General features: G+C 66.8%; 13 protein-coding genes. 7 read left to right on the top strand and 6 right to left on the bottom strand.

The features are described 5' to 3' along the window. Nucleotide 1: 1 nt before the first annotated feature. The 6 genes from BBA86_RS00165 to BBA86_RS00140 all read right to left on the bottom strand — a co-directional run bounded on the left by BBA86_RS00165 (nt 2) and on the right by BBA86_RS00140 (nt 5,879). Complete coding sequence (locus BBA86_RS00165) at nt 2–1,570, bottom strand: CpaF family protein (RefSeq protein ID WP_065569686.1); 1,569 nt, start codon at nt 1,568–1,570, stop codon at nt 2–4. Beyond that, nucleotides 1,567–2,397, bottom strand: a complete 831-nt coding sequence (locus tag BBA86_RS00160; protein ID WP_065569685.1) for a hypothetical protein — start codon at nt 2,395–2,397, stop codon at nt 1,567–1,569. The genes BBA86_RS00165 and BBA86_RS00160 overlap by 4 nt, the downstream gene beginning before the upstream one ends. Before the next feature lie 6 nt (nt 2,398–2,403). Next, nucleotides 2,404–3,096 carry an SAF domain-containing protein gene (locus BBA86_RS00155; RefSeq protein WP_065569684.1) on the bottom strand — a complete coding sequence of 231 codons (693 nt, stop codon included), beginning with the start codon at nt 3,094–3,096 and terminating at the stop codon, nt 2,404–2,406. Nucleotides 3,097–3,101: 5 nt separating this feature from the next. After that, nucleotides 3,102–3,713 carry a hypothetical protein gene (locus BBA86_RS00150; protein ID WP_141677806.1) on the bottom strand — a complete coding sequence of 204 codons (612 nt, stop codon included), beginning with the start codon at nt 3,711–3,713 and terminating at the stop codon, nt 3,102–3,104. Between the two features lie 2 nt (nt 3,714–3,715). Further along, a complete protein-coding gene (locus BBA86_RS00145; protein WP_083199371.1) occupies nt 3,716–4,390 on the bottom strand; it encodes a ParA family protein in 675 nt (224 codons plus the stop codon). Between the two features lie 724 nt (nt 4,391–5,114). Next, a complete protein-coding gene (locus BBA86_RS00140) occupies nt 5,115–5,879 on the bottom strand; it encodes a hypothetical protein (protein ID WP_065569682.1) in 765 nt (254 codons plus the stop codon). 309 nt (nt 5,880–6,188) lie between these two features. Here BBA86_RS00140 and BBA86_RS00135 point away from each other — a divergent pair, with 309 nt between their 5' ends. The 7 genes from BBA86_RS00135 to BBA86_RS00105 are packed head-to-tail and all read left to right on the top strand — an operon-like array spanning nt 6,189 to nt 13,046. Beyond that, the gene (locus BBA86_RS00135; RefSeq protein ID WP_141677805.1) at nt 6,189–6,416 is read left to right on the top strand and encodes a hypothetical protein; all 228 of its coding nucleotides are present in this window, start codon (nt 6,189–6,191) and stop codon (nt 6,414–6,416) included. Continuing rightward, nucleotides 6,416–7,417, top strand: coding sequence for a conjugal transfer protein (locus BBA86_RS00130; RefSeq protein WP_065569680.1), 1,002 nt, complete (start codon nt 6,416–6,418; stop codon nt 7,415–7,417). Before BBA86_RS00135 ends, BBA86_RS00130 begins: the two co-directional genes overlap by 1 nt. A 16-nt stretch (nt 7,418–7,433) precedes the next feature. Then, nucleotides 7,434–7,694 (top strand): hypothetical protein, encoded by a 261-nt coding sequence (locus tag BBA86_RS00125; RefSeq protein WP_065569679.1) that lies wholly within the window; start codon nt 7,434–7,436, stop codon nt 7,692–7,694. A gap of 9 nt (nt 7,695–7,703) precedes the next feature. Next, nucleotides 7,704–8,279, top strand: a complete 576-nt coding sequence (locus tag BBA86_RS00120) for a hypothetical protein (protein WP_065569678.1) — start codon at nt 7,704–7,706, stop codon at nt 8,277–8,279. Nucleotides 8,280–8,281: 2 nt separating this feature from the next. Continuing rightward, complete coding sequence (locus tag BBA86_RS00115; RefSeq protein ID WP_065569677.1) at nt 8,282–8,461, top strand: hypothetical protein; 180 nt, start codon at nt 8,282–8,284, stop codon at nt 8,459–8,461. 32 nt (nt 8,462–8,493) lie between these two features. After that, nucleotides 8,494–11,004, top strand: coding sequence for an ATP-binding protein (locus BBA86_RS00110; protein ID WP_223246982.1), 2,511 nt, complete (start codon nt 8,494–8,496; stop codon nt 11,002–11,004). Continuing rightward, entirely contained in the window at nt 11,001–13,046 is a 2,046-nt protein-coding gene (locus tag BBA86_RS00105; RefSeq protein WP_065569675.1) for a hypothetical protein, read from the top strand. The genes BBA86_RS00110 and BBA86_RS00105 overlap by 4 nt, the downstream gene beginning before the upstream one ends.

Below are 13,046 nucleotides of genomic sequence, written 5' to 3'. Positions count from 1 at the left end.
CTCACACCCCCAGGTTGCTGGGATCGAAGCCGTGGAAGACGAGATCTTCCAGCAGGCGCGGGGACGGCATCTCCGCAGCGATCAGTGACGTCGTCGACCGGTCGAAGCGGAACACCTGATTCGCCACGGGGCGGAAGTTGTTCTTCTCCTCGCCGCGCTCGATTTCAGCGATCTCGGTGACGATGCGCCGCGGCTTGCCGTTGGCGGGGTCGATGATCTTGGCGATCTGGACGACGATCTTGATGTTCTGTTCGATCATCCGATACGCGTACACCGGGGTGGTGTTGTTGCCACGGGAGAGCATCAGCGCGGACATGCGGTCGATCGAGTCGTCGGCGCTGGCGGCGTGCAGGGTGGACAGCGAGCCGACACCGGACTGCATGGCCTGCATCATGGCGTAGATCTCGGGACCGCGGACCTCACCGACGATGAAGCGTTGGGTGTCGAGGCGGAGCGTGTCGTAGACGAGGTCTTCGGGGGTGATCTCTCCAGGAAGGCGCCCGTCGGCACCGCGTTCCCCCTCCCCCGGCTTTGCTTCGAGAGCGACCACGCGGGGGTGGCGGTCCTTGATCTTGTGGAGGTAGAGCTCCCTCTCCATCTCGATCGTGACGATCTTCTCTTCCGCGGGGATGCAGTCGGCCAACGCGCGAAGAAGGGTGGTCTTCCCAGCCCCGGGGAACCCGCTGGTGACGATGGAGACACCAGCGACGACGGCTGCTCGCAGGAACGCTGCAGCCGGGCGGGTCAGGGTGCCGTGTTCGACGAGCTGGTCGAGGGTGACGTCGACGAGGCGGTGGATGCGGATGACGACGGTGGGCCGGGTAGCGACCGGTTCGGCGACCGCTGCCAGACGTGCCCCGCCGGGGAGGTCCATGTGAAGGCGCGGGCGGGCGCTGGTGAAGGATCGTCCTCCCTCGCCAGAGCGGGAGGCCAGCATGTTGATCTCTCGCTCGAGCTCACGGTCGTTCGCGGCGATGGGGTAGTCGTACTTCTGCACACGGCCGTCTGCGTAGGAGATCCAAACGTCGTCGTACCCGTTGATGTGGATGTTCTCGACGCCGGGCTCGTCGACGAGCGGCTGCAGTCGGCCGAGGCGGAACAGCTGATCGAACACGGCTTGCCGGATGGCGTCCTGCAGGGGCGCCTCCCACCGCTGCTCCCCCGGTCGCCGGGTCTGCTCGTCGACGCGGGCACGGACTCGGTCGACGATGTGGTCCTGAGCGAGCTGCTCTCGCTGCTCGGCGTCGATGTCCATCGACTCGCTGAACAGCGACGCGAGCTCACGCGACACCTCGTCGCGGATGATCGCGATGTCTTCCCAGGGCAGGTCGCTGCGGAACTCGAGGGTCGCGGCTGGAGCGGCTGCGATCGGAGTGCTGGGGGCGGCCTCGGTCAGTGGCGTGGGGGCAGCTGGGGCATCGGCGGTTTGGCGCTGCGCAGCGCGGGTGAGGCGCGCGGCGGCGTGCTCGATGTTCGGCAGTCCGGGAGACGGCTGCTTCGCGGGCGATGCGGGTGGGGTGAAGAAAGGCAGGTTGCTGATGTCGGCGGGGTCGGGCGTGGTGTCGCTCATGACTGTCCCTCCCAGGTGTCGGCGGTCGAGTAGGTACGGGCGTTGAGCACGTCGCTGTAGCTGTGCAGCAGGGCCCCGATGGCGCGGGCGTAGGGCGTGCGATCGCTGCGGAGGGTGGGTGCGCCGAGTGCGTAGACGGCGGCCCCCTTGGGATCCCACGGGATGGTCCCGACGAGGTTGATACCGATCTGCTTGGTGATGTCTTTGGAGGGCCAGGTCTCCTGGGTGGTGGCTCGCTCGACGATGGCCAGGTCGACGTAGCTGCTGTGGCCGATCTCGTCGAGCGCGGTCATCAGCCACTCCGGCACCGGGTTGCGACTCTCATCGAGCGAGCGCCAGTGGGAGAGGATGCTGGCCACGGCCGGCAGCGTCCGGTCTGAGAACAAGGTGACGCTGTCCGCTTCCCGGATCAGCGGGAGGCGGGAGTCGGCTACGTGGAGACGTCCAGCGTCGATGAGGATGTCGTAGCCGGCGGTTTCGTAGGGCCGCAGCGCGTCGACGAGGGAGCGCCAGAAGTGCGGCCCTGCGCCGGCTGCGCCTTGGAGGCTCTTGAACCCGGGGATCACCACCTTGTTCTCGCCGAGCTCGATGGTCTGCTCCCAGAGCTTGTCTGCGGTGAGCGCGCCGTACTGGTCGGCGACGGCCGCTTCGGTGAGTCCGGTGTTGTGGTACACCTGGCCGCGCAGCGCGCCGGGGATGATGCTGCTCGTCTTGCTGGTGTCGGCTTCGACGAGGATCGTCGGCTTGGGCCAGTTGAGGGTGAGCGCGGTTGCCGCAGCGGTGACGCCAGGGGCACCCGCTGTGCTCGCGAGGAAGATGATCGCCATGGCGGGTTACTCCCCCGTCGAGTCGATGACCAGGGCGACGCGCCCGGTGGCGGCGCGTGCGGCGATGTCAGCTGCTTCGCGGTTCGGGACGATGAGGTCGACGACCCACACCTGTGTCTCGGCGACGTAGCTCGAGGTGAACACGGTGGCGTCGAAGCTCTGCGGCGTCTCGACGGGCGGGTCGCCCTGGGTGACGGGGGTTTCGACGATGCGGACGGAGTCGCCAGCGGCGAGCTGATAGCCGGGCATCTGCGCCTGCGTGAGGGTGACGCCGACGATCGAGGACCCCTCCGGCACGGGCAGGGTGTCGCCCGTGTTGGCCGAGGTGATGAGGGTGCCAGCGGGCAGGTCGACCAGGGCAGTCGTGCCAACGATGTCGGCAGCGTCGGCAGCGGGGATCGCATCGACTTGCTGGCCACCGGCGAGCTGGATGGTGGTCAGGTCGTCGGCGGTGATGGTCTCCCCGCGGGCCACGTCGGCGTCGGTGGCCATGACGCTGACCGTGCGGGTGAGGTTCGTGGTGACCCACCAGACTCCGACGCCTCCAAGGAGTGCCAGGGCGACGCCGAGAGCGATGAGAACGGGCCGGCGCCGCGACTGGGTGGGGCGCAGCACTGCTGCCTGTCGAGCGGCGGGCTGTTCTGTCGTCTCGGCGTCCTTCTGGGATCGCTTGGACTTGCGGTCGGAGGTGGTGGTCATGATGGTCAGCTCTCGTTGATGGACGGAAGGAATGCCTCGTAGGCGGTGATGATGAGCAGGTTCCTTGAGGGCGCTTGGACCTCAGCGGTGATCTGATCGAGGATCTTGCGGTTGGTGGGGCTGACTCGCACCGTGTGCTTTACGCGGGGCTCCCCCGAGCTCATGGGTGCGGGACGGCTGGGGCGTGCGAATAGCGACGCTCGTTCCTGCGGCTCCTCGGCGGCCTCGCCGGAGATTGCCTTCTCCACGAGGTCGGGCAGCTGGTGATAGGTCGCCTCGAGTGCGTCGAGCAACACGGTCTGGTGGCTCTTACGGGTCTTCGACATGTACGCCTGCAGGCGCTCGTTGAGCGAGGTGGGAAGGTGCACCGGGACGCCTTTGCTGGCGGTCTCACGAGAGTCCTCTGCTCCTGTCGGTTCGGCTATCGGCTCGGCGATCGCCGAAGGCGGGTCGCTCTTGCGTGCTGCGGGCGTCTTGGCCTCGGTGCGGCTCGTCACTGCCGGAGCCGGGGCAGGAGCGGGATTATCTTGGGCGAGCTGGTTCTCGTCAGCGCTGGGAGTGGGGGTTCCTGCTGCAGGAGCCTTGCGGGTGAGTTTGGAGAGATCCTGACGAGCCATGATCAAGCGCCCTTCTTCTGGTTGGCCCACAGCGACGTCAGCTCGAAGGCGACGCTGCTGTAATCGAAGATCGCGGCCTGGTTGGCTCGCGTGTCGGTGTACTGCGTGACGACCTTCCCGTCGAAAGGAGCGTCTTCGACGCTGGCCGACAGGCGGATGTGGTTCTTGAACCGGGGCAAGCCCTGAACCCCGTCGATGAACTCTCCGTTGTCGAGAAGGTCCTCCCAGTCCTCCAGGCGCCGTCCCCCGCGGCGCCGGTCGATCTTGTTCAGCAGCAGGCGGTAGTCGAGGCCAGCGGGGATGACGTGCTCGACGAGGGTGTCGGTGACGGACTCGATCGCCATGGTGGCTGCCTCGAGAGGGAGAACGACGAAGTCGGCGACGCGGAGCACGGCGGAGAGAACACCGGTGTTCTCATGGCTGCCGGGAGTGTCGATAAGGACGACGTCGTAGTCGTCCAGGTTCCGGAGACCGATGATGTTCTCCGGAACCACATCGGCTGCGAAGTCGAACGGCAGGTTCTCCCCCGCGCGTTCGGCCCAGCGGGCGGCGGACTGCTGCGGGTCGACGTCGACCACGATGACCTTGTTGGCCCGTGCAAGCGCAGCGGCGAGGTTCATGGCGGTCGTGGTCTTTCCGACCCCGCCTTTCTGCCCCACAACCGCGATGACCCTCACGAGGGACTCCCGGCGGGGCTGAAAGCTGCCTTAGCGGCGCTATGAGGGCGGAGTTCACGCGCAGGGGCTGCGCGATAAGAGTGCAACGTCAGCGGGTACATAGGTGCAAGTATAGCGTCACATTCACGCTGTAGTACAGCTCTAACAGCGTCAGACGTGCGCGTTACGTGCGCCAGGCATGCGCAACGTCGGCGTTTGATGTGCCGCATGCGCCGCGCATGACAGACGCTGTTCGTGCGGATGGATGACGCAAGCGTGCCGGAAGCAATGCGCAATGTAGGCGCCGGATATGGCGGCTGTACTGGCGCAAGTAGAGCGGGTATCCGCCGCAGGTACAGCACAGTTAGGACGCATGTAGAGCGCAAGATAGGCGGCAGTATTGCAGTGTTATTGCGCCTGGTATTGCACTCGACAATGCGCATGTTGTTGCCGGGGGTATGGCGGCGTGGATGCGCTCGATGTGTCGAGGGTATCGCTGGGGAGTGACGGGGTCGGTGTGCCGCGGCCGCGGACATGACGATGACTCGACCGCGGGGCGGGGGAGGGGAGGTCGTCGGGCTCATGGGCGCTCTGAGGGCGCCTGTGAGGCTCTCTGGGGGGATTCTGGCCATGACTCTGCGTCTCAGGTGCCGGGGAGGGATGACAGGGCCCCTGGGGGCCATCCAAGGGCCCTGTCGGTTTGGGGGAAGTGTGGGCTACGCCGTGTGCCGGGTGAGGGGGTGGCTCAGCTGCGGCGAGGCGCGTAGGAGACCTTCGCGTCCAGGTCGCCCGAGACGGCGTGCATGAGCTTCGTGCGGATGCGGCAGACCCGTCGGTTGAGGGTCTCCCGGGAGACGCCGAGCTGTTCTGCTGCTGCGTCGCGGGCGTCACCGGGGTCACCCTCGGCGAGCTCAATGCGTGCGAGGAGCTGGACTTCGTCGCGCCGGAGCACGTTGGTGTCGATCGCCCAGGTGAGGATCGTCACGAGGTCGCGGAAGACGTCATCGCTCTCGTCGGCGCCGGCGATCTTCTCGAGTACTTCGTCCTCGACGGCGAGGGAGTCGACGCTTGCTTCGTTGCCGTATGCCCGGCCGAGCGCCTTGATCGTCTCGAGACGGATGTTGCCGCTGACGGAGTTCACGCGGTGCAGCGGGTAGGTGTGGATGACCTCCCAGAGCACGCCGATGGTGGCGGTGCGAGCGTCGGCGGGGGAGTGCTGCCACAGCGGGCGCATGGCGGAGACCGTAGAGGGCAGTCGCAGCGCGAGGGGCATGAACGACTTGAGGAGTACTCGGCCGGCGAAGGTGTCGCCGGCGTGCTCGAGGCGGAGCAGCGTGATCAGGATCGCGTCGCGTTCGTGCTGCTCCTGGGGGTGGCGGATGAGTGCCACTGCCTCGTCGCCGGTGAGCTCGCCGAGCTCGCCGAACGGGTGGGTGGTGTGGGAGTGGGTGGCGTTCCACTCGTCGAAAAGCTGGTCGGCAAGAGGGGAAGTCTTCGCCCAAGCAGTCATGAGAAATGGCCCTTCGTCGTGACGTCGGTTGACGAAGGGCCACGTTCCTCAGCACCCCTGGTTCAGATCCTGGAAAACGGGAGAGGGGGTACCGGCCGGTGAATCGATCTGCGCGCTGTTCCTGTGTTCTGGCGAGTCCTCAGCCTGTAAAAGACCCGCTCAACCGTCATTTCCTCAACGGCTGCACGCCTGCAATATCCGCGCAAGATTTCTTCGTCTCGCGATGTCCGCGAAGGGCTGGAAGTCGGGCCTATACCGATATGCCACCCAGCCCGGGTGGAGGTTCAGGCCGTCGGAAGGGACAGGGACGTGAGCGAGAGCAGCAGCGCGGATGACGCGATGTGGGAAGGGTTCAAGCCGGATGCGGCGCGCGCCATTCGCGCCCGGCAGGGCTTCGAGGAAGCCGTCGCGGGAACCCTGGATCGCCCCTTCGACCCGTCCACCCACGGCCGTGTGATCGCCGCTGTTGAAGAGCTTCGTGACGCGGCCCCTGCAGCAATGCGGGTCGCTCAGCTGCAGCCCCGAGGAGGTGTGTGATGGCGCGGGAGAAGCGACAGAAGACACCGAAGGTGGCGAAGCAGAAGCAGGCCCCTGAGGCGAAAGGCAGTACCTGGACGCACGGGCGCCAGCTCAGCGGCATGGTGGTCTCCGGAGTGCTGTTCACTGCCATCGCCTGCGGACCGATCGCGTTGCTCGTCACGAGCATGCAGCCCGCTCCTGTGGCGGCTTCGTCGACGCAGGCTCAGACCGCTGGACTCAATGTCCGCGAGCAGACCGCCGGGGACTATGCCCTCGGGTTCGTGGGTTCCTGGCTGGGGGCGACCAAGAAGGAGCCGGGCGACCTCGGCACCTATGTCGACCTGGGATCGCTTCGCCAGATGTCAGAGCAGCGGTGGGAGTACCGAGATCTCGGTGTCGTGTCCATCACCCCGATCGCTGGAACCAGCTTCGTCAACGTTGTGGTCGCGGCGAACGTCAAAGAGCTGTCCGTGAGCGACGCTGCGGAAGAAAGCACCACGGCGTGGCCGCGTCGCTACTACCAGGTCGCGATCGCGGTCGGCAGCGATGCGCTTCGCGCTGTCGGGTTGCCGGCGCAGATCGCCGCCCCTCAGCAAGGCTCCGCCACCGCACTGGTGTACAACCAGCTGGTCAGCGGGTCTGATCCTGCTGCGGAGACTGTCAGCGCGTTCCTCGGCGCCTATCTCGCGGGATCCGGGGAGCTGTCCCGGTACACGTCTCCCGGGACCGACATCGCCCCGATCACCCCAGCGCCCTACGTCGACGCGAAGGTCGACGAGCTCCGTGCCGATGTCATGCCCAAGGGATCACCCGACGACGGGGACACCGTCCGGGTGCTCGCGACCGTCGCGCTCCTGAGCCCCCTCGAGCAGCAGCTGACGTCGACGTACTCCCTGACCCTCACCGCCCGTGCCTCCCGCTGGGAGGTCAGCGCCATTGATCTTGCACCGCAAGCGGCTCCTGGCAAGGAGTCGAACACCCCCACCCCCACGCCGACACCGTCCGGTGCCGGCAACTAACGAGAGGAAAGCTCCCATGGGATTCTTCGATTTCATCAACGGGCTCGTCGCCGATGGCACGACGGCCTTCCGCGGCGTCGTGGTCCTGGCCGCCGTCATCGTGTTCTTCGTCGTTGCCGTAAAGGTGAAGTTCGCCGTGGCAACGACACTCATCACCGGCCTCATGTGCGGGGTCGCGATCTTCATGGCCACCATCGGCGGCCCGTGGGTGATGACCCTGATCGAGGGCGAGACCGTCAACGCTCTCGGCACCACCGTCTCCCAGCTGGCCGTCTAAGGGGCAGCTGTGGCCGAGCACGACGAAGAGAGAGAGGTTGCGCGGTTCTACACGCGCAGCCGCCGGTTCCCGAAGTTCATCGGCCGTCTCCACGACGGCACGAAGATCCCCGGGGGCCCCTACACGCTCGCTCAGGGAGTGGTCCTCGCGATCTTCCTGATCGGCACCCTGGTGACCCAGGGACTGTGGGGGACTGGCTCTCCGATCGTCGACATCCCCATCGCTGCAGGCGTGTCCTGGGCTGCAGCTTGGGGAGCCGGACGGATCCCCGCAACACGTCGGAACCTGCTCAGCGTGATCAGCAGCGGCCTCGCCGCGATGACGCGCCCTGCCGCAGGCCGATACCGCGGGACCACGCTGCGGGTACGCCCTCCGCATTTCGCGGGAGGTAAGGCCACGATCGCCGAGCCCGTCACGATCGCACTCGCCCTGGACGAGGACACCACCACCGCGCCCCAGCCGGCCCCGCCCGCCGTGGTCGAACCGGTCATCTCGCAGCGTTCGACGCCGCTGCCGGCACGCACTTCCGCGCATGCGGTCAGCGGCGTCGAACGGCTGCTCCAGCAAGCCCGAGGAGACAACTGACCATGCAGCGCACCAGCATCCTGCTCGGCGTCATCGGCCGCGGCCGCGGCTGTGTCATCAAGGCACTCCTGCTCGACGCAGAGACGAGCTATGCACCACTCCTCCCCGTTCTCGGCGGCACGCCGATCACGGCATCCCTCGGCGGCGGTCACGATCTGCTGCTGGCCACACCGACCGACTGAAAGGCGAGACGATGCAGATTCCCGCGACAGCCATGACAGACAACCTCATGTGGACCCGTTCGGGCGTGGTCTGGGCGACGTGGCGGTTGCAGCCGCTTCCGTACGGCTACGGCACTGCGGCGACCAAGCAGCTCGTCAAAGCCCACCACCAAGCTCTCTTCCAGGCCCACCGCGGCGAGGGGCTCCTGCTTGGCCTGTGTGCTGACCTCGACCCTGTCGCGATCGTCGACCGGATGCTGGACGGGATCTCAATCGAGGAATGCCCCGACTGGAAGGACGAGGTCATTCTGACGCTGGACGCCCTCGAACAGATCCCCCTCGGCACCCGCGCGTTCTGGTTCTCCGTTCCGCTGTCCGCCGGGTCGGTGAAGGGCCGGACGATGTCAGCGCTGCGTGCTGCAGACAGCAAGCTGCGCGACAGCCTCGCTCTTCCCCGGCAGCTTCCCTCCGATGCCGAGATCCGTGAGGCCGCGCAGATGGCGAAGGAAATCGAAGTGCGCATCCCCTCCGCCTTCCGACCTACTCGGGCGACGCCGGCTGAGCAGATCTGGATCGCCCTGCACTCCCAGCAGCGCGGACTCGCCGCAGATGTCGCTGCTCCCGTCCCGCCGGCTCAAAGCGACGTCGTCGACGGGTTCCCCGCCGATGAGCTCGCGCACTTCCAGATGCCGTCGTCGATGCCCAACCCCTGGATCGACGAGGGCGGGCAAAGCGACATCAACCCGAAGACCGGCCAGCAGTTCCTCCCGTTCAAGCGCCGCTACGTCAAGGTGCACAGCCCCTACTCCGACGAGTCGTCCTCGTACCAGGTGATCCAGGCTCTCGTGGGTGCTCCCCGGGCAGGGTGGGTGTCTCCCGGCGTTGAGTGGATCTCTCACGTCGACCAGTTCCCGCTCGACGTCGACTGGGCAGTGCGGTTGACCGTCACCGGCGCTGAGGAAGTCAAGCGCCGCAACAAGAAGGCCGAGTCCGCGCTCGAGGAGCAGTACAAGCACCAGGAGGGCACTGCCACCATCACCGGTGGCGGGACCGACCTCAGCGAGATCGCGGAGACGCTCGCGGCCTACCACGCCTCTCTCAACCGCTCCGACAAGGAGGTCGAGGTTCAAGCGACCGTCCTGTTCGCTGTCGGAGCCGACACCCCCGACGCCGCGAAAGCCAAGGCACGATTCGTCGCAGACGAGTACAAGCGCGCCGACTTTCTCCTCGAGGCACCGCTGGGGGCGCAGGAAGAGCTCTGGTGGGCGATGCTGCCCGGCGTCGCCACCGGGCGAATCGCTCGCGAGCTCACCCAGATCACCACTGGTCGCGAGTTCGCTACAGGTGTCCCCCTGGTCAGCAACGAACTCGGCGACGAGAAGGGCGCCCGGTTCGGCGAAAACATCTCCACCGCCCGCCACACCCCGATCCTCAGAGACGCTGACGGCAGCATTCAAGCTGACACGAGCGCCAGTTTCGGCGTCGTCGCTGAGCTCGGCGCGGGCAAGAGCGTGCTCCTCAAGTGCGACATGGGGGACACCGTCGACCGCAACGGCCGCGTGGTCGCCATCGACCGCACCGAATCCAAGGAGTACGCGGCCTTCGCGCAGAGCCTGCGCCCCGACACCACCGCGGTCGTCGACCTGATGTCGCCGGAGTACTCACTGGACCCGCTGCGCGTGTTCGGACCCCGTGTGGGCGCGCGCATGGTGCAAAGCCTCTTCGCGGTCATGCTCGGCATCCGGGCGCGAGACTCCCGCGGTGTCGCTCTGTCGCGGCTCCTCGAACCGGAGTACGTCGCCGCTCACGACATCACAAGCCTCGGACGGCTGACCGGCCACCTCAAGACATTCACCTCGCCCGAAAGCGACGAGCTCGCCGGCCTGATCAACCTCGTCGCGTCCAAGGACATCGGCGAGGTCCTCTTCGATGACGGTCTGCCGGCGGTGGATCTCCAATCACGCGCCATCGTGTTCCTCACCCACGGCCTCGCGCTTCCGGATAAGACCGAGCTCGAGCACGCGCACCTGTTCGACGAGATGCCCCTGGAGAAGATCTACGGCCGCGCCATGTACGCGATGCTCATGGGGATCTCCCGCGAGGTCTGCTTCATGAACCCGCGCGAGCTCGCCGGCGCCTACTTCGACGAAACCCACCACATCACCCAGTCGCCCGAAGGCGAGAGGGATCTGCGCATCGGGATCCGAGACGGCCGCAAGCACCGCGCCTACTTCGCGCTCGGCTCGCACGACCCGGCCGACTTCGGGGAAACCCAGACCCGCGGTCTCCTCAAGACCCGGTACGTCATGCGACAGACCGACAAGGACCTCGCTCGCCGCGCGATCGAGTGGCTGACCGGTGAACCCGCCGACGCAGCGATGGTCAAAGTCGTCACCGAGGAGCTCTCCCCGCTAGGACCAGACGGCCGAGTCGCAGCTGATCGTCGAGGAGAGGGCCTCGTCCGAGACCAGCGCGGTCGAATCGGCAAGTTCCGTAAGACCCTCCCCGAGCGCCCCGAACGCCGTCAAGCAGTGCTCTCGACCCCCTCCTTGAAGGCATCATGATCACCTTCTACCGACACACCTTCACCACCTTGGGCGGCGCCTTCTGGCGCATCCGCCACTTCGCTCGCGAACACCCCTGGTGGGCTCGCATCAGCGCAATCGTCCTCGTCGACGTGTTCCTGATCGTCTTCGGCAACACGTACTGGGCGTTCGCTGCAGACGGCTCTGGCGCCGCCCCCTTCCTGCTGGGAGGAGACATCACCGACAGTGGGGGAGTCCCGCTGTCCTCGTACACCGTGCTCCCCCTCGACCGCGGCGACGTGTTCACCTGGGGCAAGGCGTTCATCGCCGCCTGGCTCGACCCCATCTGGACCGGCCATCTGGGGTTGGTCGGCTGGATGATCTGGTTCTGCAACTGGCTGCTGTCCTTCGAGTGGGTTGAGGTCATCGCCGCGCCCTTCGCCGGGCTGGCGGATGTCGTCGAAGCAGTCCTCGGCCAGATCCACTGGATCCCGTTCGCTTTGATGATCTCCGGCGGTGTCGCCGGGATTGCGATCATGCTCGGCCGCCACTCCACCGGATGGGCCGAGATCGTGATCTCCGCAACCTGCGCTGTCCTGGCCACCAGCATCCTCGCCAACCCGGTCGCCACCCTCACTGCCACCAACGGCGCACTCGACCAAGCCCAGGAGTACGGCGGGCAGATCGCCGCGGCCGTCGTCAGCGACGACATCAACGACACCACCCTCGACTCCGAAGACATGCTCAGCGCCGCCGTCTCATCCCAGCTGGTGGACATCTTCGTGAAGGTCCCTGCGCAGACGATCGCGTTCGGGCACGCGCTCGAGGGAACCTGTGCCACCACTTTCACCGAGACGATGACCACCTCAGCGCCCATCAACACCGGCGGCAACGAGGTCCGCGACGCAGTCGGCGCATGTGACGAGGCTGCCAAGAGCTACAACCAGAACCCGAACTTCGGCCAGGTCGCTACCGCCGTCACCATGACCCCCGGGGCGTTGGCATTGTTCCTGCTGCCGGTGGCGTTCGGGGTGTTGTTCCTGGTCACGGTCATCGGATTCCTCATCGCTGCGCTCAAGGCGATGTGGAACGTCTACCTCGGCATCCTCCCGGTCAGCCGCTACCCGCTGTGGCGCTCGCTCGCGGACACATTCATGGGACTGGTGGCCATCGTGCTGATGGCGGTGCTGATGGCCGCGGTCCTCAAGCTCACCGTCGCCATGATCACCGGCCTGAGCGGCCTCGGGATCCCCGTTGTGGCGCAGATGACTTTCGCGACCTTCACGATGTGCGTGCTCCTATTCCTGCTCGTCCGGGCGCGGATGGCGGCGAAGAAGGCAGGCCGCTCTATGGCCGAGCAGCTGTCCAAGTTCGGCATGGGCAAAGCAGGCGCGAAGGAGCGCGACAACGTCAAAGCTGTTGCCGCAATGGGAGCCGTCTCAGCCGTCGCCTCCGCAGCCGTCCGACGACCGGACCGGAACGTGGATGCCCGATCCATCAACTTCCTCGGAAGCGACCTTGGCCCAGCTGGCGGCTCAGGCCCGGGACCCGCCTCCTTCGCGGCTACCCGTGGCCCTGCCGCACCTACACCGCCTGCGCCGTCGTCCGGTGGACCTGCGGCCCTTCCGCCGGCTCAGCGCGGCCCAGGTGGGGCCGGGGCGGGGGCAGCAGCCAAGGCCTCCAAGACCGCCGACCTGATCTTCACCAGCGCACGGATCGCGAAGGGTGCGGGCGCCGGCGGGCTAGCGGGTGCTGCCGGAGCTGCTGCGCTCGAGGTGGGCGGCCGAGTGACTCGGAGGGGCGCGGGCAAGGCGATCTCCTCCGGGGTGAGCGCCGTTCAGAGCGCCTCGGGCCGATCGGGCGAGTCGAGGACCTCGCCCGCCCCGGTGGTTATCGAGTCCGTCGGAGCTCAGCAAACCCCCGACGCTCCTCGCCGGATCGTCGTGGACGCCTCAGGCGTCGGTCATGTCGAGCGTCGCCCCGCTGGAAGCGCAGTCGACATCTCGACGCTGGCTCCGCGCGGGGCGCGATCGCCGCGGAGTCTCGAGCTGCGCAACCGGCTCGCTCTCAGCCAGGGGTGA

Origin of the sequence: Microbacterium oleivorans (genome assembly GCF_001691565.1) — a bacterium.
Classification (GTDB): Bacteria; Actinomycetota; Actinomycetes; order Actinomycetales; family Microbacteriaceae; genus Microbacterium; species Microbacterium oleivorans_B.
Note: the sequence above shows the minus strand (reverse complement) of the source record. Positions and strands in the feature narration are given on the sequence as shown.